Genomic DNA, 21,036 nt, shown 5'->3' on the forward strand with positions numbered 1-21,036 from the left:
AAACGCCCGGTTACATTCCGAACCCGGAAGCTAAGCCTTACAGCGCCGATGGTACTGCAGGGGGGACCCTGTGGGAGAGTAGGACACCGCCGAACTCCTTTTAGAGCTCTGGCTCTTGGGCAGACAGCCCAAGAGCCAGAGCTTTTTTGCGTTGGGGTAGGGTCAGGGGGCATCGTTGGCTGATTCTCATTTCCTACTGGAGGCCCCCGGGTGGAGGTCCAGGAGACCCGCGTCCAGACAGACCGGGTCCTCACCATCCCGAACATCCTCAGCATGGCCCGTCTCCTCGGCGTGCCCCTGTTCCTGTGGCTGATCCTCCGGCCCGAGTTCGGAGGCCCGCAGAGCGATGGCTGGGCGCTCCTCGTGCTGGCTTTCAGCGGGATCAGCGACTATCTGGACGGCAAGCTCGCGCGACGCTGGAACCAGATCAGCAGTCTCGGCCGGCTCCTTGACCCGGCCGCCGACCGGCTCTACATCCTCACGACCCTGATCGGTCTCACCTGGCGGGAGATCCTCCCTCTCTGGTTGACGGCTGCACTTCTTGCGCGGGACCTGATTCTCCTGGTGATGGTGGGCATCCTCAGGCGTCACGGCTATCCGCCGCCGCAGGTGAACTTCCTGGGGAAGGCGGCGACCTTCAACCTGATGTACGCCTTCCCGCTGCTCCTGCTCAGTGACGGAAGCGGCTGGTTGTCGTCACTGGCTGCTATTTTCGGATGGGCGTTCGCAGGATGGGGTACAACGCTGTACTGGTGGGCAGGAGTTCTCTACGTGGTACAGGTCCGCCGCCTCGTTCGTGCGGACGCTGTGGCCGACTGACCTCGCCGATTGGCTGGAGCACGGCTCGATGGCCGGCGGCGGGAATCTGCGGGACAATCTGCATGGGTGCAGTCGGCCAGACCGTCGTCTCTTTAGGAGGACGCTTCCGACATGAAGGCCGTCGTGATGGCCGGAGGCGAAGGCACACGCCTTCGCCCTATGACGTCGAGCATGCCCAAGCCGCTCCTGCCGGTGGCCAACCGGCCGATCATGGAGCACGTTCTGAGGCTGCTCAAAAGGCATGGGCTCAATGAGACCGTTGTTACTGTCCAGTTCCTGGCGTCGCTGGTCAAGAACTACTTCGGTGATGGCGAGGAGCTCGGAATGGAGCTCAGCTATGCCAACGAGGAGAAGCCACTCGGTACCGCCGGAAGCGTCAAGAACGCAGAGGAGGCGCTGAAGGACGACGCCTTCCTCGTCATCTCCGGCGATGCCCTGACCGACTTCGACCTCACCGAGCTGATCAACTTCCACAAGGAAAAGGGCGCTCTGGTCACCGTCTGTCTGACGCGTGTGCCCAATCCGCTGGAATTCGGCATCACCATCATCGATGAAGAGGGCAAGGTCGAGCGCTTCCTGGAGAAGCCGACCTGGGGCCAGGTCTTCTCGGACACTGTGAACACCGGTATCTACGTCATGGAGCCCGAGGTCTTCGACTATGTCGAGGCCGATGTTCCGGTCGACTGGTCCGGAGACGTCTTCCCGCAGCTCATGAAGGAGGGCAAGCCGGTCTACGGCTTCGTCGCCGAGGGCTACTGGGAGGACGTGGGCACGCACGAGAGCTATGTGAAGGCCCAGGCGGACGTCCTGGAGGGCAAGGTCGACGTCGAGATCGACGGCTTCGAGATCTCGCCGGGCGTATGGGTCGCCGAAGGCGCCGAGGTGCATCCGGATGCCGTGCTCCGCGGACCTCTCTACATCGGCGACTACGCGAAGGTCGAGGCCGGCGCGGAAATCCGCGAGCACACGGTCATCGGTTCCAATGTCGTCGTCAAGAGCGGGGCCTTCCTGCACAAGGCCGTCGTGCACGACAACGTGTACGTCGGGCAGCACAGCAATCTGCGCGGCTGTGTTGTCGGCAAGAACACCGACATCATGCGGGCGGCGCGGATCGAGGACGGCGCCGTCATCGGCGACGAATGCCTGATCGGTGAAGAATCGATCGTGCAGGGCAATGTGCGGGTCTATCCCTTCAAGACGATCGAGGCCGGCGCCTTCGTCAACACCTCGGTGATCTGGGAGTCCCGCGGGCAGGCGCACCTGTTCGGCGCCCGCGGTGTGTCCGGAATCCTGAACGTCGAGATCACGCCGGAACTGGCCGTGCGTCTCGCGGGCGCGTACGCCACGACGCTCAAGAAGGGGTCCACCGTCACCACGGCCCGGGACCACTCCCGCGGTGCCCGTGCGCTCAAGCGAGCGGTCATCTCGGCGCTCCAGGCCAGCGCCATCGACGTACGGGACCTGGAGAACGTCCCGCTGCCCGTGGCGCGGCAGCAGACCGCGCGGGGCAGTGCCGGCGGGATCATGATCCGGACCTCGCCCGGGGTGCCGGACTCCGTCGACATCATGTTCTTCGACGGGCAGGGCGCGGACCTGTCGCAGGGCAGTCAGCGCAAATTGGACCGGGTGTTCGCGCGGCAGGAGTACCGGCGGGCGTTCCCGGGCGAGATCGGCGACCTGCACTTCCCGGCCAGTGTGTTCGACTCGTACACCGGCTCGCTGCTGCGGAACGTGGACACGACCGGGATCGCCGAGTCGGGCCTGAAGGTCGTCGTGGACGCCTCGAACGGCAGTGCCGGTCTGGTGCTGCCGAGCCTTCTCGGGAAGCTCGGGGTGGACTCGCTGACGATCAACCCCGGTCTGAACGAGGCGAGGCCCACGGAGACCGGCGACCAGCGCCGGTCCGGGCTCGTACGGCTCGGGGAGATCGTGGCCTCCTCGCGGGCCGCGTTCGGCGTGCGTTTCGACCCGGTCGGCGAGCGGCTCTCTCTCGTCGACGAGAAGGGCCGGATCATCGAGGACGACCGGGCGCTTCTCGTGCTGCTCGACCTGGTGGCCGCCGAGCGGCGCAGTGGGCGGGTCGCCCTGCCAGTGACGACGACGAGGATCGCCGAACAGGTCGCGGCGTATCACGGGACGCAGGTCGAGTGGACTACCACCTCGCCCGACGATCTCACCCGGGTCGGCCAGGACGAGACGACCATCTTCGGCGGAGACGGCAAGGGCGGATTCATCGTCCCCGAGTTCAGCAGCGTCTTCGACGGCACGGCGGCCTTCGTACGGCTGATCGGGCTGGTGGCCCGGACGCAGCTCACCCTCAGCCAGATCGACGCGAGGATCCCGCGGGCGCACGTCCTGAAGAGGGATCTGGCGACCCCGTGGGCCGTCAAGGGGCTCGTGATGCGGCGGGTCGTCGAAGCCGCCGGAGATCGCTTCGTGGACACCACCGACGGCGTACGGGTGGTGGAGACGGACGGGCGCTGGGTGATGGTGCTGCCCGACCCGGCGGAGGCTGTCACTCATCTGTGGGCGGAAGGGCCGGACGACGCGTCCGCGCAGGCCCTGCTCGACGAGTGGGCGTCCGTCGTGGACGGCGCCGGCCGCTGAACCACCTGCACACACGCGTGCCGGACAAGTGTCCCCAAGGGGGCCTGTCCGGCACGCCGGTGGGGCCATTCGGAGGTACGGGACGCGACGTGCGACGATGTGCGGCATGCCGCAGCCGCCCCCCGTTCGGAGCACACCCGCGCGCGTGTCGCGCCCGGACGCCTCCATGTCGCTGCTCACCAACGTCATGGACCACAGCCTCGACGACGGCTACGCCGAGGCCGCCGCGCGTAGGCAGGCCGACGGCGCCGACGGCCTGCCGAGGACGGCGCGGGCGAAGCTCTGGCTGGCCGTGGGCCTGGTGCTCGCGGCTCTGGTGGTCACCATCGGGGCCGCGCAGGCACGTGTCGCGGCTCCGGTCGTCGCCAAGGAGCGCGAGGAGCTGATCGACCGCATCGACCGCGAGACCAAGGCGGCCGACGAGCTCGAGAGCACCGTCGACCAGCTGCGCGACGACGTGAGCGCCCGGCAGCAGGAGGCGCTCAAGCAGAGCGGCGGCAGCGACCGGGCCGACCTGGTGGCCATCCTCTCGGGCGCCGTCGAGGTGCACGGTCCGGGCGTGAAGCTGGTCGTGAACGACGCCAAGGAGTCCACCACGGGCGGTGACGGCAATCCGCGGGAGACCTCGGGTTTCTCCGACACCGGCCGGGTCCGCGACCGGGACATGCAGCGGGTGGTCAACGGTCTGTGGGCGTCGGGCGCCGAAGCCGTCTCGATCAACGGGCAGCGGCTGACGGCGCTGTCGGCGATCAGGGCCGCGGGTGAGGCGATACTGGTCGACAACAAGCCGCTGGTGCCGCCGTACACGGTGCTGGCGGTGGGGGACGGCAAGAAGCTGAGCACCAGGTTCCAGGACAGCGCGGACGGGCTGTACCTGAACGCCCTGCAGGAGAACTACGGCATCCGGACGGCCATCTCCGTGGTGGACGACGTCCGGCTGCCCGCCGCCCCGAGTGTGATCGTACGTACAGCACAGCCGAGAACTGAGAAGGACACATCGTGATCGCCGTACTGGGCCTCGTCGTGGGAGTCGTGGCCGGACTGTTGGTCCAGCCCGAGGTTCCGGCAGCCGTCGTGCCTTATCTGCCGATCGCCGTGGTGGCGGCGCTGGACGCGGTGTTCGGCGGGTTGCGGGCCATGCTCGACGGCATCTTCGACGACAAGGTGTTCGTGGTGTCGTTCCTGTCGAACGTCGTCGTGGCCGCGCTGATCGTGTTCCTGGGCGACGAGTTGGGCGTGGGGTCGCAGCTGTCCACCGGTGTGGTGGTCGTCCTCGGCATCCGGATCTTCTCCAACGCCGCGGCGATCCGCCGGCACGTCTTCCGGGCGTGAGCGCGATGAGCAACCAGGACGAGACGCCCGAGCACAAGCTGCGCAAGGAGCTGCCCGACGAGGTCCCGGCCGCGCCCGCCGCGGAGGAGACGTCCGAGGAGGCGGCCGAGGAGACGCCCGCGCCCGCGCTGACCGGTCGGCAGCGGCTGGTGCAGGGGTTGTGGCCGCCACGGGTCACCCGGGCGCAACTCATCGTCGCCCTGCTGTTGTTCGGTCTCGGCTTCGGTCTGGCCGTCCAGGTCGCCTCCAACAGCGACAGCGGAAACGCCCTGCGCGGCGCGCGTCAGGAAGATCTTGTGCGCATCCTCGATGAACTCGATGACCGCAGTCAGCGTCTTGAGGACGAGAAGCAGGGCCTCGAGAAGCAGCAGCAGGAGCTGGAGAACAGCTCCGACCAGGCGGAGGAGGCCCGGAAGCAGACGGTCGAGAAGGAGAGGCAACTCGGCATCCTGGCGGGCACGGTTGCCGCTCAGGGGCCGGGCATCACGATGACCATCGAGGACACGAAGGGGACGGTCGAGGCGGACATGCTGCTCGACGCGATCCAGGAGCTGCGCGCGGCCGGGGCCGAGGCGATCCAGGTGAACGGCGTGCGGGTCGTCGCCGGGACCTTTCTGACGGAATCGGGGAAGAGCGTGAGCGTCGACGGGAACAAGATCAACGCGCCCTTTCGTTTCAAGGTCATCGGCAATCCGCAGGACCTCGAGCCGGCGCTGAACATCCCTGGAGGCGTGGTGCAGACGCTGGAGAAGGAGCAGGCCACCGTGACCGTCGAGCGGTCGGACAAGATCGTCGTGGACGCCTTGCGAGCGGTGAAGCAGCCTGACTACGCTCGGTCGTCGGACCGGTGAACCGGAGGTGCTTGGGGGGCGTCCGGCAGGGGCATGAGGTTGCGGGGGGTCGACGCACCGATCGGGTGGTGCGTCATGGAAACTGTCTGGTGGGCACGGACGTTGTGAAGGTGTCCGGGTCGACCGGTGTAATCAGTCAGGGTTCGTCCTGCCCCACGGGCGGGTCTGTTTCGGTCAAGGGGAATCGCCCGTGAAGTTGTTTGCGAAGTTGTTCGGCAAGAGCGCGCGAGAGGGCAGCGACAACGCGACCGCCCGCCATCGCGCACAGCCCGACGCCGAGGGTCAGCGGCCGCTGTTCAGGGACCAGGTGGGTGGTCCGGGCGGCGACATTTCCGGAGGTCAGGGCGCGGCGTCTGTTGACCCTGCGCAGTCCGGCGGCATAGGTTTCGGCCAACCGTCAACCTCAAGTGCGGGTGGAGGGTTTTCCCCTATGTCGGCCCTGGTGTGTACGAGGTGCGGTAACCGCAACGCGGAGAACAGCCGCTTCTGCTCCAACTGCGGTGCGCCGCTGCGTCCCGGGCTGACGCCCGAGCGTGCGTCGGAGACGACCTCCACGATTTCCATCTCCGGTCTCGAGGCCTACGACGCGGAGGCCACCGGCCAGACGCAGTTGCCGGCGCTCTCTCCCGAGGCGCAGGCGGCGGTCGACGCGCTCCCGCTGGGTTCCGCCCTCCTGGTCGTGCGACGTGGCCCGAACTCGGGAAGCCGCTTCCTGCTGGACGGCGACCTGACCACGGCCGGTCGTCACCCGCAGAGCGACATCTTCCTGGACGACGTGACCGTCTCGCGTCGCCATGTGGAGTTCCGGCGCAACCCGGACGGCACGTTCAGGGTTGCGGACGTCGGCAGTCTGAACGGCACCTACGTCAACCGGGAGCGGATCGACGAGGTCGCTCTGTCGAACGGTGACGAGGTGCAGATCGGCAAGTACCGGCTGGTCTTCTACGCGAGCCAGCGGGGTTACTGACCGGCCCCCGGGCTCTGTCCGGGGGGATCCCCAGGGAAGGTCCATGCTTCGAACACCGAGGGGCGGTGCCGGACACGGCACCGCCGCCGCGGACGGTGGTCCGATGAGCATCGGAACCGTGCTGAACGCGTTGCGCGACGAGTTCCCCGACGTCACCATTTCCAAGATCCGTTTCCTGGAGTCGGAAGGGCTCATCGAGCCACAGCGGACGCCTTCGGGGTACCGCAAGTTCAGCGCGCAGGACCTGGAGCGCCTCGGTCACGTCCTGAGGATGCAGCGGGACCACTACCTGCCGCTGAAGGTCATCCGCGAGCATCTGGACGCCATGGAGCGCGGGGAGGCCGCGCCGCTGCCGACGGTGGGCCGGCAGCGTGACGGCGAGGCCGTCCTGGAGCCCCTGGACGGGCCCACCGTCGCCCGGATCGGCCGCTCCGAGCTGCTGGCGACCGCCGGGATCGGCGAGCGGGAGCTCCAGGAGTGGGAGTCGTACGGGCTCGTCGTGCCGGTGGACGACGGGGTCTACGACGCCGAGGCGGCCACGGTGGCCGCGCTCGTCGCCGAACTGGGAAGGTTCGGGATCGAACCGCGGCATCTGCGGGTGATGAAGGCCGCGGCCGACCGTGAGGCCGGGCTGGTGGACCAGGTGGTGGCCCCCCTCAAGCGCCACCGCAATCCGCAGACGAGGGCGCTCGCGGAGGCCCGTACCAAGGAGATCGCGGGGCTCACGGTCCGGCTGCACGCGGCGCTCGTGCAGACCGCGCTCGGGGTGCGGCTGCCTTGAGCGACCGGGTTCGCCGCGGGCGGATCGGTCACCCGTTCCCGGCCCGACTACCCAAACGTCCCGGGCACGGCCTAGGGTTGCTGTGTGAACGAGCTCGATGTCGTAGGTGTCCGGGTCGAGATGCCCTCCAACCAACCGATCGTGCTGCTGCGTGAAGTGGGAGGCGACCGTTACCTTCCCATCTGGATCGGACCGGGTGAGGCGACGGCGATCGCCTTCGCCCAGCAGGGCATGGCTCCGGCGCGGCCGCTGACCCACGACCTGTTCAAGGACGTGCTGGAAGCCGTCGGCCAGGAGCTCACCGAAGTGCGCATCACGGATCTGCGGGAGGGCGTCTTCTACGCGGAGCTGGTCTTCGCCAGCGGGGTCGAGGTGAGTGCGCGTCCGTCCGACGCCATAGCGCTGGCGCTGCGCACCGGAACGCCGATCTACGGCAGTGACACGGTGCTCGACGACGCGGGGATCGCCATCCCGGACGAGCAGGAGGACGAGGTGGAGAAGTTCCGCGAGTTCCTCGACCAGATCTCGCCCGAGGACTTCGGCACCAGCAATCAGTAGTCGGCGCAGTCCGCGAGGCGAGGGCGTCCCGTACGGGGCGCCCGCTCCGTTTTGCGGCAAATGCCAGCGGCGACTGAGAGCGTCCTACGGCTACTTCTCAGCGCATTCGGCTAGCCTTTCCCCGCGGTGGGGTGCGGGAAACCACTCCTAGGGTGATTATCACTCGGCGTGCCGAGTGTGGCGATCGTTGACGCACCCCTGGTGACTGCCTACCGTCGAGAAGGCAGGTCAAGGACGGAGGTCGGCGTGAGAAGCAGCGGCGACGGTACGGCTGGGGGTGCCCCCGGACTCGGTGTCGGGGGGAGCGGTCCGTACCCTCCCCCAAGCTCTCGGCTGCGCTCGGGCGGGGGATACCCGCAGCAGGGCAGCGCGGCCGATCACGCCCCGCATCGACCGTCGGCCGTGCCGAGCAGCGGAGGGGCGACGACCATGGCGTCCGAGCAGATCGGCTATCGCGGTCCGACGGCCTGCGCGGCCGCGGGCATCACCTACCGGCAACTGGACTACTGGGCGCGCACCGGGCTCGTCGAGCCGAGTGTGCGGCCCGCGCACGGCTCCGGCACGCAGCGGCTCTACAGCTTCCGGGACGTCGTCGTCCTGAAGATCGTCAAGCGGTTCCTCGACACCGGGGTGTCGCTGCAGAACATCCGCAGCGCCGTGCAGCATCTGCGGGAGCGCGGATTCAGCGATCTGGAGCGCATGACGCTGATGAGCGACGGCGCCACGGTGTACGAGTGCACCTCGCCGGACGAGGTCCACGCGCTGCTCCAGGGCGGGCAGGGCGTCTTCGGGATCGCCGTGGGCGTGGTGTGGCGGGACGTGGAGAGCGCGCTGTCGCAGTTGCACGGGGAGCGCGTGGACACAGGGGAGACGTTGGTCGGCCACAACCCGGCGGACGAGCTGGCGCGTCGGCGCAACCGGGCGGTCTGACACTCCTGCCCCGGTGCGCGGGGCGGCTGCGGAACGTCGTTGTCAGTGGCGTGGTGCAGCATCGGACATGTGAGAAAAGCGCCCACGATCCTGCATCTCGACATGGATGCCTTCTTCGCCCAGGCGGAGCAGGCGTCCAAGCCGAGTCTGCGGGGGAAGGCCGTGGTCGTCGGCGGTCTGGGGCCCCGCGGGGTGGTCGCGACCGCCTCGTACGAGGCGCGTGTCTTCGGGGTGCACTCGGCGATGCCCATGGCGCAGGCGCGTCGCCTGGCCCCCAACGCCGCCTACCTCGTTCCGCGCTTCGCGTTCTACCGGTCGATCAGCGAGCAGGTCATGGGGCTGCTGCGGGCCCTTTCGCCGCTGGTGGAGCCGCTGAGCCTGGACGAGGCGTTCGTGGACCTGGAGGCCGGGGAGGCGGCCTGGGACAGCGAGTCGGCGCGGCTGGCCGGCGTCCGGCTGCGCACGGAGATACGAGCGGTCACCGGTCTCACGGGTTCGGTGGGGCTGGCCTCGTGCAAGATGCTCGCGAAGATCGCCTCGGAGCAGGCGAAGCCCGACGGGCTGGTGCTCATCGAGCCGGGCACCGAGCGGAAGCTGCTCGGGCCCATGTCGGTGCGGACCCTGCCGGGCGTCGGCCCGGCCACGGGGGACCATCTGAGGCGGGCCGGGATCACCACGATCGACGAGATCGCCGAGGCCGGTGAGGACGAGCTGGTCCGGCTGCTGGGCAAGGCCCACGGGCACGCCCTGTACGCCATGGCGCTGGCGCGTGACGACCGGCCGGTGGTATCCGAGCGGGAGGCCAAGTCCGTGTCGGTCGAGGACACCTATGACGTGGACATCCATGACCGGATCCGGGTCGAGCTGGAGGTGAAGCGGCTTGCGGACCGGTGTGTGCGCAGGCTGCGGGGGGCCGGTCTGTCCGGGCGGACCATCGTGCTGAAGGTGCGGCGCTACGACTTCTCGACGCTCACCCGGTCCGAGACGCTGCGCGGGCCCACCGACGATCCCGCGGTGGTCCGCGAGGCGGCGGCCCGGCTGCTGGACGCCGTGGACACGACCGGCGGGGTGCGGCTCCTCGGGGTCGGCGTCAGCGGTCTGGCGGACTTCACCCAGGAGGACCTGTTCGCGCAGGCCGCGGAGGAGCGGTCGGACGGCCCCGTGGAGGACCTCGTGGACGAGCCCGCGGGCGACGAGCCGGCGGCGGCCGAGCACCAGTGGCGCCCGGGGCATGACGTGCTCCATGCCGAGCTCGGCCACGGGTGGGTGCAGGGCAGTGGGCTCGGTCGCGTCACCGTGCGCTTCGAGACGCCGGAATCCGAGCCCGGGCGGGTACGGACGTTCCGGACCGACGATCCCGGGCTTCAGCCGGCGGACCCGCTGCCCCTGGTCCGGCGAAGACCCGAGGAGGGGTCGGGGCCGACGGCCGTGGCGCCCGGGCCGGACGTCGGCTCCACGACAGCGGGCCCCGGGAACTCGCGGTGAGGCGGGTCCGTTACACAGAGTGAAGCCGTCGCGGGCGGCGCCCGGCCGCCCCACGGGCCGGCCGGGATGCTCGGGCGTCGGGACAGGCCTGCGTTCGGGGGCTCAGCTGTCGTCGGTGCCCGCCAGTCGGCCGAAGTCATGGTCGGGGAGCGGAGGAGGGGATCCCATGTCGAGACCGTAGTGGTGGTACAGCTGGAGTTCCTGCTCCGGGGAGAGGTGGCGACCGACGCCGAAGTCCGGCGCGTCCTTGATCAGGGCCCGGTCGAAAGGGATGCGCAGGGCGCCCTCGACCAGCTCGCTGGGCTCCAGGGGGACGAAGGCGTCGCGGGAGAACAGGCCCGTGCGTATCGCCGCCCACTCCGGTGTGCCCGTGGCGTCGTCGAGGTAGACCTCGTCGACGGTGCCGATCTTGGTGCCGTTGCGGTCGAACGCCTTGCGGCCGATCAGGTTGCGCGGATCGATGTCGGTTCGCACGGGCCCTCCACTGGGTCGCAACTCATCCGTAAGCACTACAAAAGAGCACAATGGGACGGGCGGCCACTCGAGAGGGCGGCGTTGACCTCGCTGGTAGTCTGACAACGGCTGCTGACCCCGTGCGGGAGAGTCCTCCGAACGTCATCGGAGGCGCCGAAGGAGCAAATCCTCCCCGGAATCTCTCAGGCTCACGTACCGCACGGACGAGGTCACTCTGGAAAGCAGGGCGGGTGCCGACGGCGTCGACGGCCACCGCTCTCACCGACGGTGAAAGCCGGGTGCCCGCGGGCGGCCGGTGAAGCTCTCAGGTTGAGATGACAGAGGGGGAGGCCGTCCGGGTACCCGCGCCGTGGTGACCCTCGAAGGTCGTGTCAGACCAGGAGGCCTCCGTAATGACCCATCGCATTCCGCTCTCCGAGCTCGAGCAGGGAATCCCCTTCGAGCAGCGCCATATCGGGCCCGATCACGAGGCGCGGGCCAAGATGCTCGCCCATGTGGGCTACGGCTCGCTCGACGAGCTCACCGCCGCCGCCGTCCCGGACGTGATCAAGAACGCCGACGCGCTGGACCTGCCGGGCGCGCGCACCGAGGCCGAGGTGCTGGCCGAGCTGCGCTCGCTGGCCGATCGCAACCAGGTCCTCGGCTCGATGATCGGGCTGGGCTACTACGGGACGTTCACGCCCCCCGTCATCCTGCGCAACGTCATGGAGAACCCCGCCTGGTACACGGCCTACACGCCGTACCAGCCGGAGATCTCGCAGGGGCGGCTCGAGGCGCTGCTGAACTTCCAGACGATGGTCGCCGACCTGACGGGTCTGCCGACGTCCGGTGCGTCGCTGCTCGACGAGGGCACGGCCGCGGCCGAGGCCATGGCGCTGTCGCGGCGCATGGGGAAGAACAAGAAGGGCCTCTTCCTCATCGACGCGGACGCGCTGCCGCAGACCATCGCCGTGATCCGGACCCGCGCCGAGCCGACCGGCGTGGAGGTCGTCGTCGCCGACCTGAGCGACGGCATTCCGGCGGAGATCGCCGAGCGTGAGATCAACGGCGTGCTCGTGCAGTACCCGGGGGCGTCCGGCGCCGTACGTGACCTCAAGGGGCTCGTCGACCAGGCGCACGGGCTCGGCGCGCTCGTCACCGTCGCCGCGGACCTGCTCGCGCTGACGCTGCTGAAGTCGCCCGGAGAGCTGGGGGCGGACATCGCCGTCGGCACCACGCAGCGGTTCGGCGTGCCGATGGGCTTCGGCGGCCCGCACGCCGGCTACATGGCCGTCCACGAGAAGTTCGCGCGCAGTCTGCCCGGGCGGCTCGTGGGCGTGTCCGTGGACGCGGACGGACACAAGGCCTACCGGCTCGCGCTGCAGACGCGTGAGCAGCACATCCGGCGGGAGAAGGCCACCAGCAACATCTGCACGGCCCAGGTGCTGCTCGCGGTGATGGCGGGGATGTACGCGGTCTACCACGGCCCGGACGGACTGCGGGCGATCGCCCGGCGCACGCACCGGTACGCCACCGTCCTCGCGGCGGGCCTGGCCGCCGGCGGGGCCGAGGTCGTGCACGGCTCCTACTTCGACACGCTGACCGTGCGGGTGCCCGGGAAGGCCGCGGAGGTCGTCGCCGCCGCGCGGGAGCACGGCGTGAACCTGCACCTCGTCGACGCCGACCGGGTGTCGATCTCCTGTGACGAGACCACTGGGCGGGCCCAGGTGGCCGCGGTGTGGGCCGCCTTCGGGGGGGACGGCGACATCGAGTCGCTCGACGCGGTCACCGAGGACACCCTGCCCGCCGGTCTGCTGCGGTCCGACGCGATCCTGACGCACCCCGTCTTCCACCAGCACCGCTCCGAGACCGCGATGCTGCGCTACCTGCGCCGTCTCGCGGACCGGGACTACGCGCTCGACCGGGGCATGATCCCGCTGGGCTCCTGCACCATGAAGCTCAACGCGACGACCGAGATGGAGCCGGTCACCTGGCCCGAGTTCGGACAGCTGCACCCCTTCGCGCCGGCCGAGCAGGCGCAGGGGTACCTCACGCTCATCCGTGAACTGGAGGAGCAGCTCGCCGAGGTCACCGGCTACGACAAGGTGTCGCTGCAGCCCAACGCCGGGTCGCAGGGGGAGCTGGCCGGGCTGCTGGCCGTCCGCGGATACCACCGGGGCAACGGGGACGCGCAGCGGACCGTGTGCCTGATCCCGTCCTCCGCGCACGGCACGAACGCCGCCAGCGCGGTGATGGCGGGCATGAAGGTCGTCGTCGTGAAGACCGCCGAGGACGGCGAGATCGACGTCGAGGACCTCCGGGCGAAGATCGAGAAGCACCGGGACGAGCTCGCGGTGCTGATGATCACTTACCCGTCGACGCACGGGGTCTTCGAGGAGCACGTCGCCGACATCTGCGCCCAGGTGCACGAGGCCGGCGGTCAGGTGTACGTCGACGGGGCCAACCTCAACGCGCTCGTCGGGCTCGCGAAGCCGGGTCACTTCGGCGGAGACGTCTCGCACCTGAACCTGCACAAGACGTTCTGCATCCCGCACGGCGGCGGCGGTCCGGGCGTCGGCCCGGTCGCCGTACGGTCCCACCTGGCGCCGTATCTGCCGAACCACCCGATGCAGCCCGCCGCGGGGCCGGAGACCGGTGTGGGACCGATCTCGGCGGCTCCCTGGGGTTCCGCGGGGATCCTGCCGATCTCCTGGGCCTATGTGCGGCTCATGGGCGGTGAGGGTCTCAAGCGGGCCACGCAGGTGGCGGTGCTGAGCGCCAACTACATCGCCAAGCGGCTGGAGCCGCACTACCCGGTGCTCTACAACGGGCCGGGCGGTCTGGTCGCGCACGAGTGCATCATCGACCTGCGGCCTTTGACCAAGGCGACCGGCGTGAGCGTCGACGACGTCGCCAAGCGGCTCATCGACTACGGGTTCCACGCGCCGACGATGTCGTTCCCGGTGGCCGGGACGCTGATGATCGAGCCGACCGAGTCCGAGGACCTCATCGAACTGGACCGGTTCTGCGACGCGATGATCGCGATCCGCGCGGAGATCGAGAAGGTCGGCTCGGGCGAGTGGCCGGCCGACGACAACCCGCTCTGCCAGGCCCCGCACACCGCCGCCGCGCTCGGCGGGGAGTGGGAGCACGCGTACACGCGTGAGGAGGCCGTCTTCCCGGCCGGGGTGTCCGCCGCCGACAAGTACTGGCCGCCGGTGCGCCGGATCGACCAGGCCTTCGGCGACCGGAACCTGGTCTGCTCGTGCCCGCCGCTGGACGCGTACGAGGACTGAGCGAACGCGCGCCGCGGGGCCCCGTCCGTCGTGGACGGGGCCCTTGCGCGTCCTACGCCGTCGCCAGGGACACCTCGGTCGCCTTGATCAGCGCGACGACGTCGGAGCCCACGAAGAGGCCCAGCTCGTCCGCCGCGGACCTGGTGATCACCGAGGTGAGTTCGCCGCCCTCCATGGTGATCTTCACCGAGGCCATCACCTCGCCGAGCGTGAGGCCGGTGATCGTGCCGGGGAGCCGGTTGCGGATCGAGAGGCCGGCGACCTGGCCGGCGGCGAGGGCGACCTCCGTCGACTTGACCAGGGCGTGGACGGCGGTTCCCGGGTCCAGACCCAGCTGGTTCACGGCCTCCAGGGTGACGGCCGCCGTGAGGTCGTGGCCCCCGTCGAGGCGGATTCTGACGGTGGCCATGACCTCGCCGGTCTGGATGGCGATCACGGTGCCGGGGAGTTGGTTGCGGATGCTCAGGGTCATGAGCGTCAACGGTAGGGCTCCGGGTGACATATGTCGGGTATGTGGGGTTCTGAGCCGTCCTGGTTGTCGTCCGTCGTCCGTCGTCCGCGACCGGCCGGGTGCTCCGGCGCTCGGCGTGGCGCGTGTCGGGGGGCGTGGCGTTGTGCGTCGAGGGGGTGGGTCTGGTCGAACTCCGGAAAAGGTGGCGGTGGACGTGGCGTGGGGTGTTGGGTATAACGCGATATGACGTCAGTTCGCTCGGGGGTCCGTCCGTGGACGGTCCGGGTGTGGAGGTGGACGGGGTGAGAGACGTGTCGGCTGAGCTGCGGGCCTCGCATGAGGAGCGCGACCGGGTCGTGGAGGCGTTGAGCGCGGCCGCGGGGGAGGGGCGGCTGACCGCTGCCGAACTCGACGAACGGGTCGAGGCGGCCCTGACCGCCCGGACCCTGGGGGAGCTGGCCGGGCTCACGGCGGATCTGCCCGTGGAGTCGGGCGGGGCGGTGGTGAAGGACCTGGTCGTGATCGAGCAGACGGGTGGCTCGTCCGAACGCGGTGAGGGGTGGGTGGTGCCGCGGCACCTGGTGATCGAGTCGTCGTGGGGGGACGTGACGCTCGATTTCACCCATGCGGTGATCGAGCACTCGGCTCTGCGGATCGACCTGGAGATGAGCGGGGGGAAGCTGTCGCTGGTGACGCCGCCGGGGGTGGTGGTGGACGCCGACGACGTGGTCTTCGACTTCGGGGGCGTCAAGCGCCGCCCCTCCGGTGCGGCGGACGCTCCGGTTCTGCTGCGCGTCGAGATCGGTGGGCGGATGAGCTACGGACAGATCGTCGTGCGGCCGCCGCGCCGGAGACTGTTCGGAGGACGCGGGAGGTAGCGGCAGGGCTGAGGACGCCTCCAGTCGAGCCGCGGTCCTCGTCGGGACCGGCCGTCAGCCGGTGTGGACGCGGGGCCGGCGGGCGCGGTCCGGTTCGGCCTCGCGCAGGACCTCTCGGGTGACCGGGGCGACCTCGCCCTGGCCGAAGAGGAAGAAGCGCAGGAAGTTGGCGAAGGGGTTGCCCTCGGTCCACTCGAAGTAGATGTGCGGGATGCAGCCGGTGGCGTCGCGGGTGTGCAGGAGCAACGCGGCCAGTGCGTTGGAGACGGAGGAGGACTCCAGGGTCAGGACGCGGTAGCGGTTGTGCAGGACCTCGCCGCGTACGGTCAGTCCCGACTCGAACTCGGAAGGGTCGACGACGGTGACCTCGACGAAGACGAAGTCCTCGCCGGGGATGTCGTTGTCCTGGCGGATCTGCTCGATCTTGTCGCGGTACTCGGCCTTGTCGCGCTGGTCGGGCTCGTTGGCGATGAACCGTATCCTGCGGCTGGCCATGTCACGGATGAAACGTTCCGCCATGCCGTCGAGCGTCACGCTCGTCACGCGGAGTTCGAAGGCGCGGGCCAGCCGGGACAGCAGGGAGACCAGGATGATGCCGGCGATGAAACAGGCGCCGATCTTCACGCCGTCCGGGCGCTCGATGACGTTCACGACCGTGACGTAGAGCAGGACCGCGGAGACGACGGCGAAACCGACGGTCCAGCCGCGCTGTCCGGCGCGGCGGGCGGCGATGGTCACCGCGATTGCGGCCGAGGACATCAGGACCAGGACGCCGGTGGCGTAGGCGCCGCCCTGGGCGTCGACGTCGGCGTCGAAGATCCAGGTGACCAGGAAGGCGACCAGGGTGAACACGATGACCATCGGGCGGACCGCGCGGGCCCAGTGCGGGGCCATGCCGTAGCGGGGCAGGTAGCGGGGCATCAGATTGAGCAGCCCGGCCATCGCGGAGGCGCCGGCGAACCACAGGATGGCGATCGTCGAGACGTCGTACACCGTGCCGAAGCCGTTGCCCAGGTACTCGTGGGCCAGGTAGGCGAGGGCGCGTCCGTTGGCCCGCCCGCCGGACTCGAACTCCTTCTCGGGGATCAGCACGGTGGTGATGAAGCTGGTGGCGATCAGGAAGACGCTCATGATCAGGGCGGCTGTCGTGAGGAGCTTCTTCGTGTCCCTGATGCGGCCCTTCGGGTTCTCCTCCGTGTCACCCGGGTCGCCCTGGACGTGCGGCATGACCGCGACGCCGGTCTCGAAGCCGGACAGACCCAGGGCCAGCTTGGGGAAGACCAGCAGCGAGACGCCGATCATCGCGAACACATTGCCGTGTTCCGCGGTCAGGGCACTGGACCAGTCGGCCACCACATGGCCCTCGGTGAGCATGTGCCACAGGCCGACGGCCACGACCACCGCGTTGAGGGCGAGGTAGACCGCCACCAGGGCCACGGCGACGCCGATGGCCTCCAGGAAGCCCTTGAGGAACACCGCACCGAGCAGGGCGACGAGGAGGAGCGTGATCACCAGCTGGTGGTCATGCAGGGCGGCGGTCAGGTGCGGGTTCTCGACGAGGTGGGTCGAGGCGTCCGCCGCGGACAGGGTGATCGTGATCAGGAAGTCGGTGGCGGCGAAGCCCAGCAGGGTGAGGACGAACAGCTTGCCCTTCCAGAAGGACAGCAGCCGCTCCAGCATCGCGATCGAGCCCTCGCCGTGCGGGCTCTCCTCGGCCACCCGCCGGTATACGGGCAGGGCGCCCGCCAGGGTGACGACCACCAGCACGACCGTGGCGACGGGGGAGAGCAGTCCGGCCGCGAGGGCGGCGATGCCCGGCTGGTAGCCGAGGGTCGAGAAGTAGTCGACGCCGGTCAGGCACATCACCCGGTACCAGCGCTGCCCCTTGTGTTCGGGCCGGGCCTCGTTCTCGGCGGCCGGCGGCTGCCGGTCGTGCCCCTTGCCCATGTCGGCCAGGCCCTCCAGCATCCAGGCGCGCAGACGTCCGGGGGGAGGGTGTTCGGTGGTGGCCATCGGCGTGCTCCTGGAAAGCGGCTCAGCGTGTGGGTTTCGGCCATCACGCGGACGGCGGAATCAGCGTAAGCGGAGAGTGACGCCGGGGCCTGTGGATCGAAGGCCGAACGGCGTCAAGCTTCCGTTAAGACTGGTCGCGGGGCCGGCGCCCAGGACACTCAGTGTGACCTTCCGGGCTGATGGAGTCCCGTCGGCGGGGCCATGGCTCCCGCCGAGCTTCGTAAGGTTCGCCGATCAATTCGAATGTTTCGAGGTCCTCCGGGGTTCCCTCTACTCAACTTCTCCGAACTGACCCCTGGATTGCCTGTGTTCAAGGGGTTGCCACCCGTCGGACGGTGTCTCTAGGGTGCGGCAGCAGCGAAGCTTTCTGGATCTGGTTCGAAACTTTCGATCTACAAGGAGCGCATGATGGGCGACCCGGCACTCTCCCGCCGCGGCTTCCTGGCGGCCTCCGCCGCGGCCGGTCTGAGCATGACGGCTCTGAGCGCCTGCGGCGGCGACTCGGACGGAGGGTCGTCGGGGACGACCACCATCGAGTGGTGGAACATCTCCACCACTCAGCCGACGAAGGACGTCTGGGCGGCGCTGGCCAAGCGGTTCGAGGCACAGAACCCCAAGGTGAAGGTCAAGATCGTTCAGTTGGAGAACGACGCCTACAAATCGAAGATGACGGCGCTGACCGCCTCGGGGAAGCTCCCGGACATCTTCCACACCTGGGGCGGGGGCGTTCTGAAGCAGCAGGTCGACGCCGGGCTCGTCGAGGACCTCACCGAGCGGACGAAGGACTGGGGCGAGGGCCTGCTGTCGGTCGCCCGGGAGCCGTATCTGATCGACGACAAGGCGTACGGCATCCCGTTCGACATCGGCATGATCGGGTTCTGGTACAACAAGGCGCTCTTCAAGCAGGCCGGGGTGAGCGCGCCCCCCACCACCTGGAGCGGCTTCCTCGACGCCGTGCGCAAGCTGAAGGCCGCCGGGATCACCCCGATCGCCCTGGCCGGCAAGGAGAAGTGGCCCGGCATGTACTACTGGGCGTACCTCGCGATGCGCACCGCCGGCGTCGACGCCCTGCAGAAGGCCGGAGACGACAAGGACTTCACCGGGGACGGGTTCGTCCAGGCCGGGCAGCACCTGCAGGACCTCGTCGACCTGCAGCCGTTCCAGAAGGGCTTCCTCGGCGCCGCCTACTCCAGCCCCACCGGGCAGGCCGCCGCCGTCGGCAACGGCAAGGCGGCCATGGAACTCATGGGCCAGTGGGCGCCGGTCGTGCAGGCCGACGCGGGCAAGGGACTCGGAGCGAACCTCGGCTTCTTCCCGTTCCCGGCGGTCGAGGGCGGCAAGGGAGTGATCACCGAGGTCTTCGGCGGAGGCGGCGGGCACGCCCTGCGCAAGGACGCCCCGCAGGCGGCCGTCGACTTCCTCAAGTTCTTCGCCTCCGCGGCCACGGACATCGAACTGGTCAAGAAGACCGGTGCGCTGCCCGTCGTCCCGGCCGCCGAGAGCGCCCTCACCGACACCAACCTCAAGGCCGTCCAGGCGCAGTTGAAGGCCGCCACCGGCTTCCAGCTCTACCTCGACCAGGCGTACGCGCCCGCCCTCGGCCAGGAGGTCAACGACAGCGTCGCCGCTCTGGTCGCCGGTTCGAAGTCGGCCCAGCAGGTCACCGAGTCGATCACCAAGGTCGCGAAGGAAGAGCAGTAGCCGGCGATGACCTCCACCTTCCTCCCGGACAAACGCAGCGGTCCGGACGTCGAACCCGTGCCGCCGACCGTCGGCGCGGGCCGGGGGCGCGCCCGGCGGCGGACGCTGCACTGGCTCACCGCCGTCGGCTTCCAGGTGCCCGCGCTGGTGCTGTTCGGCACGCTCGTGCTGCTGCCCATGCTGTTCGCGCTGTACGCCGCGTTCTTCCGCTGGGGCGGCTTCGGCATGCCCGAGGACTTCGTCGGCGGCGACAACTTCACCCGGCTCTTCCAGGACCCGGTGTTCCTCGGTGACCTGTGGCGCTGCCTGCTCCTGGTCGGCCTCTCGCTCGTACTGCAGCTGCCGTTCGCGCTCGCCCTGGCGGTCGCGCTCAACCAGAGGATCCGCGGCCGGGCCGTCTACCGGATGCTGTTCTTCGCGCCGTACATCCTCTCCGAGGCGATCACCGGCGTGCTGTTCAGCATGATCTTCGCCCCGGACGACGGCCTGGCCGACCAGGTGCTGGGCGCCGTCGGACTGGACGGGGTGGGCGGCCAGTGGTTCGCCGATCCCTCCACCGTCATGGCCACCCTCTTCCTGGTCATGACCTGGAAGTACTTCGGCTTCCACATGATGCTCTACCTGGCCGGACTGCAGTCCATCCCGGCCGAGTTGACCGAGGCGGCCCTGATCGACGGAGCCGGCCCCTGGCAGCGGTTCCGCCATGTCACCCTGCCGCTGCTCGCGCCCACCGTGCGGATCAGCGTCTTCCTGTCGGTCATCGGCGCGATCCAGCTCTTCGACCTGGTGTGGGTCGTCACCGCGGGCGGCCCCGACCACCACTCCGAGACGATGGCCGTGACCATGTTCCAGTACGGCTTCAGGCGCTACCAGGTCGGTTATGCCAGCGCGATCAGCGTGGCCATGTTCGGCATCTGCCTCGTCTTCGCCCTCGCCTACCAGCGGTTCGTGCTCCGCCGCGACCTCCAGGGCGCCACCACGACCATGCGAGGAGGCGGCTCGTGAGCATCGCCAAGACCGACCGCGGCGACACCCACGGGACGGGGCGCGGCGCCCGCAGGACCGGCCGGACGCTTCCGCTGCACCTCGTCCTCGGGCTCGTCGGCGCGCTGATGGCCGTACCGCTCGTCTACGCCGTCCTGTCCGGCTTCAAGTCCACCGACCAGCTCTCGCGCAACCCCATCGGCCTGCCCGACCCCTGGGTCCCCTCGAACTACACCGACATCATCGGCTCCGGCTCGTTCTGGCGCCTGGTCGGCAGCAGCACCCTCATCGCGGCGGGGACGACCGTGGTGGTCGTCGCGGTGTCCGCGCTCGCCGCGTTCTCCTTCGCCCGCTTCGCCTTCCGCGGGCGGGAGCTGCTGTTCACCCTGTTCACGATGGGGTTGATGTTCCCCTTCGCGGTGGCGGCGCTGCCCCTGTTCGTGCTGCTGCGCTCCATCGGACTGCTGGACAACCCGCTCGGCGTGATCCTGCCGCAGGCCGCGTTCGGGCTGCCGGTGACCATCGTCATCCTGCGCGGCTTCTTCCGGGAGATACCCGCCGAACTGGAGGAGGCGGCCACGCTGGACGGCTGCGGGCCCCTCGGCTTCTTCTGGCGGATCCTGCTGCCCATGGCAAGGCCCGCCCTCGGCACGGTGTCCGTGCTCGCCGTGGTGGGCAGCTGGAACAACTTCTTCCTGCCGCTGCTGGTCTTCAACGAGCCCACCTGGTGGACCATCCCGATCGGCGTCCAGCAGTTCCAGGGCCAGTACTCCGCGGAGTACGCGCGCGTGTTCGCCTATCTCGTCCTCGCCATGGTTCCCGCCCTGGCCTTCTACTCCGTCGCCGAGCGCCAGCTCGTCGGCGGCCTCGCCGCCGGCGCCACCAAGGGGTGACGCGCGCCCGCGAACCATACGGCTCACACCCACCCGA

The 21,036-nt window shown here is 69.3% G+C and carries 18 protein-coding genes, 1 rRNA gene and 1 riboswitch; of the genes, 16 read left to right on the forward strand and 3 right to left on the reverse strand.

The genetic code is table 11. The annotated features are described in order from the left end of the window. The 11 genes from rrf to ACZ7DE_RS21860 all read left to right on the forward strand — a co-directional run. Positions 1 to 95, forward strand: a 5S ribosomal RNA gene (rrf, locus tag ACZ7DE_RS21810); the annotation flags it as partial. A 115-nt stretch (positions 96 to 210) separates the two neighbouring features. After that, positions 211 to 819, forward strand: coding sequence for a CDP-alcohol phosphatidyltransferase family protein (locus ACZ7DE_RS21815; RefSeq protein WP_470763630.1), 609 nt, complete (start codon positions 211 to 213; stop codon positions 817 to 819). Positions 820 to 930: 111 nt separating this feature from the next. Then, positions 931 to 3,426 carry a sugar phosphate nucleotidyltransferase gene (locus tag ACZ7DE_RS21820; RefSeq protein ID WP_470763631.1) on the forward strand — a complete coding sequence of 832 codons (2,496 nt, stop codon included), beginning with the start codon at positions 931 to 933 and terminating at the stop codon, positions 3,424 to 3,426. Between the two features lie 106 nt (positions 3,427 to 3,532). Beyond that, complete coding sequence (locus ACZ7DE_RS21825; protein WP_470763632.1) at positions 3,533 to 4,429, forward strand: DUF881 domain-containing protein; 897 nt, start codon at positions 3,533 to 3,535, stop codon at positions 4,427 to 4,429. Next, a complete protein-coding gene (locus tag ACZ7DE_RS21830) occupies positions 4,426 to 4,758 on the forward strand; it encodes a small basic family protein (protein ID WP_020133151.1) in 333 nt (110 codons plus the stop codon). Before ACZ7DE_RS21825 ends, ACZ7DE_RS21830 begins: the two co-directional genes overlap by 4 nt. Before the next feature lie 5 nt (positions 4,759 to 4,763). Then, complete coding sequence (locus tag ACZ7DE_RS21835) at positions 4,764 to 5,609, forward strand: DUF881 domain-containing protein (protein WP_470764238.1); 846 nt, start codon at positions 4,764 to 4,766, stop codon at positions 5,607 to 5,609. A gap of 82 nt (positions 5,610 to 5,691) precedes the next feature. Continuing rightward, on the forward strand, positions 5,692 to 6,576 hold the full coding sequence (locus ACZ7DE_RS21840) for an FHA domain-containing protein (protein ID WP_470764239.1): 885 nt from the start codon (positions 5,692 to 5,694) through the stop codon (positions 6,574 to 6,576). A 43-nt stretch (positions 6,577 to 6,619) separates the two neighbouring features. Next, the gene (gene ftsR / locus ACZ7DE_RS21845; protein WP_470763633.1) at positions 6,620 to 7,357 is read left to right on the forward strand and encodes a transcriptional regulator FtsR; all 738 of its coding nucleotides are present in this window, start codon (positions 6,620 to 6,622) and stop codon (positions 7,355 to 7,357) included. Positions 7,358 to 7,441: 84 nt separating this feature from the next. Next, positions 7,442 to 7,915 carry a bifunctional nuclease family protein gene (locus ACZ7DE_RS21850; RefSeq protein ID WP_004934251.1) on the forward strand — a complete coding sequence of 158 codons (474 nt, stop codon included), beginning with the start codon at positions 7,442 to 7,444 and terminating at the stop codon, positions 7,913 to 7,915. Between the two features lie 246 nt (positions 7,916 to 8,161). After that, a complete protein-coding gene (locus tag ACZ7DE_RS21855; protein ID WP_470763634.1) occupies positions 8,162 to 8,845 on the forward strand; it encodes a MerR family transcriptional regulator in 684 nt (227 codons plus the stop codon). Between the two features lie 69 nt (positions 8,846 to 8,914). Continuing rightward, positions 8,915 to 10,330 carry a DNA polymerase IV gene (locus ACZ7DE_RS21860; RefSeq protein ID WP_470763635.1) on the forward strand — a complete coding sequence of 472 codons (1,416 nt, stop codon included), beginning with the start codon at positions 8,915 to 8,917 and terminating at the stop codon, positions 10,328 to 10,330. Positions 10,331 to 10,432: 102 nt separating this feature from the next. On the opposite strand, the gene ACZ7DE_RS21865 is transcribed toward ACZ7DE_RS21860, so the two are convergent. Next, on the reverse strand, positions 10,433 to 10,804 hold the full coding sequence (locus ACZ7DE_RS21865; RefSeq protein ID WP_470763636.1) for a PRC-barrel domain-containing protein: 372 nt from the start codon (positions 10,802 to 10,804) through the stop codon (positions 10,433 to 10,435). Between the two features lie 112 nt (positions 10,805 to 10,916). Continuing rightward, positions 10,917 to 11,012: riboswitch (glycine riboswitch) on the forward strand. A gap of 184 nt (positions 11,013 to 11,196) precedes the next feature. Here ACZ7DE_RS21865 and gcvP point away from each other — a divergent pair. Then, positions 11,197 to 14,079, forward strand: coding sequence for an aminomethyl-transferring glycine dehydrogenase (gcvP, locus tag ACZ7DE_RS21870; RefSeq protein WP_470763637.1), 2,883 nt, complete (start codon positions 11,197 to 11,199; stop codon positions 14,077 to 14,079). A 52-nt stretch (positions 14,080 to 14,131) separates the two neighbouring features. Here the strand turns inward: gcvP and ACZ7DE_RS21875 are convergent, their stop codons facing one another. Further along, positions 14,132 to 14,551, reverse strand: coding sequence for a TOBE domain-containing protein (locus tag ACZ7DE_RS21875; protein ID WP_470763638.1), 420 nt, complete (start codon positions 14,549 to 14,551; stop codon positions 14,132 to 14,134). Positions 14,552 to 14,832: 281 nt separating this feature from the next. Here ACZ7DE_RS21875 and ACZ7DE_RS21880 point away from each other — a divergent pair, with 281 nt between their 5' ends. Then, a complete protein-coding gene (locus ACZ7DE_RS21880; protein ID WP_470763640.1) occupies positions 14,833 to 15,408 on the forward strand; it encodes a DUF1707 SHOCT-like domain-containing protein in 576 nt (191 codons plus the stop codon). A 54-nt stretch (positions 15,409 to 15,462) separates the two neighbouring features. On the opposite strand, the gene ACZ7DE_RS21885 is transcribed toward ACZ7DE_RS21880, so the two are convergent. Further along, a complete protein-coding gene (locus tag ACZ7DE_RS21885) occupies positions 15,463 to 17,421 on the reverse strand; it encodes an APC family permease (protein WP_470763642.1) in 1,959 nt (652 codons plus the stop codon). A 408-nt stretch (positions 17,422 to 17,829) separates the two neighbouring features. Here ACZ7DE_RS21885 and ACZ7DE_RS21890 point away from each other — a divergent pair, with 408 nt between their 5' ends. The 3 genes from ACZ7DE_RS21890 (at position 17,830) to ACZ7DE_RS21900 (ending at position 20,999) form a co-directional block, all read left to right on the forward strand. Further along, positions 17,830 to 19,122, forward strand: a complete 1,293-nt coding sequence (locus tag ACZ7DE_RS21890) for an extracellular solute-binding protein (RefSeq protein WP_470763644.1) — start codon at positions 17,830 to 17,832, stop codon at positions 19,120 to 19,122. Between the two features lie 6 nt (positions 19,123 to 19,128). Further along, positions 19,129 to 20,127, forward strand: a complete 999-nt coding sequence (locus tag ACZ7DE_RS21895; protein WP_470763646.1) for a carbohydrate ABC transporter permease — start codon at positions 19,129 to 19,131, stop codon at positions 20,125 to 20,127. Between the two features lie 107 nt (positions 20,128 to 20,234). Continuing rightward, positions 20,235 to 20,999, forward strand: coding sequence for a carbohydrate ABC transporter permease (locus ACZ7DE_RS21900; RefSeq protein ID WP_470764241.1), 765 nt, complete (start codon positions 20,235 to 20,237; stop codon positions 20,997 to 20,999). The last annotated feature ends 37 nt before the right edge of the window (positions 21,000 to 21,036 follow it).

This window comes from Streptomyces sp. NPDC037083 (assembly GCF_055606485.1).

Excerpts from the sequence above, each read along its gene's own strand:
- ACZ7DE_RS21835 (WP_470764238.1), top strand. The coding sequence starts at position 4,764 with ATGAGCAACCAGGACGAGACGCCCGAGCACAAGCTGCGCAAGGAGCTG.
- ACZ7DE_RS21825 (WP_470763632.1), top strand. The coding sequence starts at position 3,533 with ATGCCGCAGCCGCCCCCCGTTCGGAGCACACCCGCGCGCGTGTCGCGC.
- ACZ7DE_RS21895 (WP_470763646.1), top strand. The coding sequence starts at position 19,129 with ATGACCTCCACCTTCCTCCCGGACAAACGCAGCGGTCCGGACGTCGAA.
- ftsR (WP_470763633.1), top strand. The coding sequence starts at position 6,620 with ATGCTTCGAACACCGAGGGGCGGTGCCGGACACGGCACCGCCGCCGCG.
- ACZ7DE_RS21885 (WP_470763642.1), bottom strand. The coding sequence starts at position 17,421 with ATGGCCACCACCGAACACCCTCCCCCCGGACGTCTGCGCGCCTGGATG.
- ACZ7DE_RS21820 (WP_470763631.1), top strand. The coding sequence starts at position 931 with ATGAAGGCCGTCGTGATGGCCGGAGGCGAAGGCACACGCCTTCGCCCT.
- gcvP (WP_470763637.1), top strand. The coding sequence starts at position 11,197 with ATGACCCATCGCATTCCGCTCTCCGAGCTCGAGCAGGGAATCCCCTTC.
- ACZ7DE_RS21900 (WP_470764241.1), top strand. The coding sequence starts at position 20,235 with ATGGCCGTACCGCTCGTCTACGCCGTCCTGTCCGGCTTCAAGTCCACC.
- ACZ7DE_RS21875 (WP_470763638.1), bottom strand. The coding sequence starts at position 14,551 with ATGACCCTGAGCATCCGCAACCAACTCCCCGGCACCGTGATCGCCATC.
- ACZ7DE_RS21890 (WP_470763644.1), top strand. The coding sequence starts at position 17,830 with ATGGGCGACCCGGCACTCTCCCGCCGCGGCTTCCTGGCGGCCTCCGCC.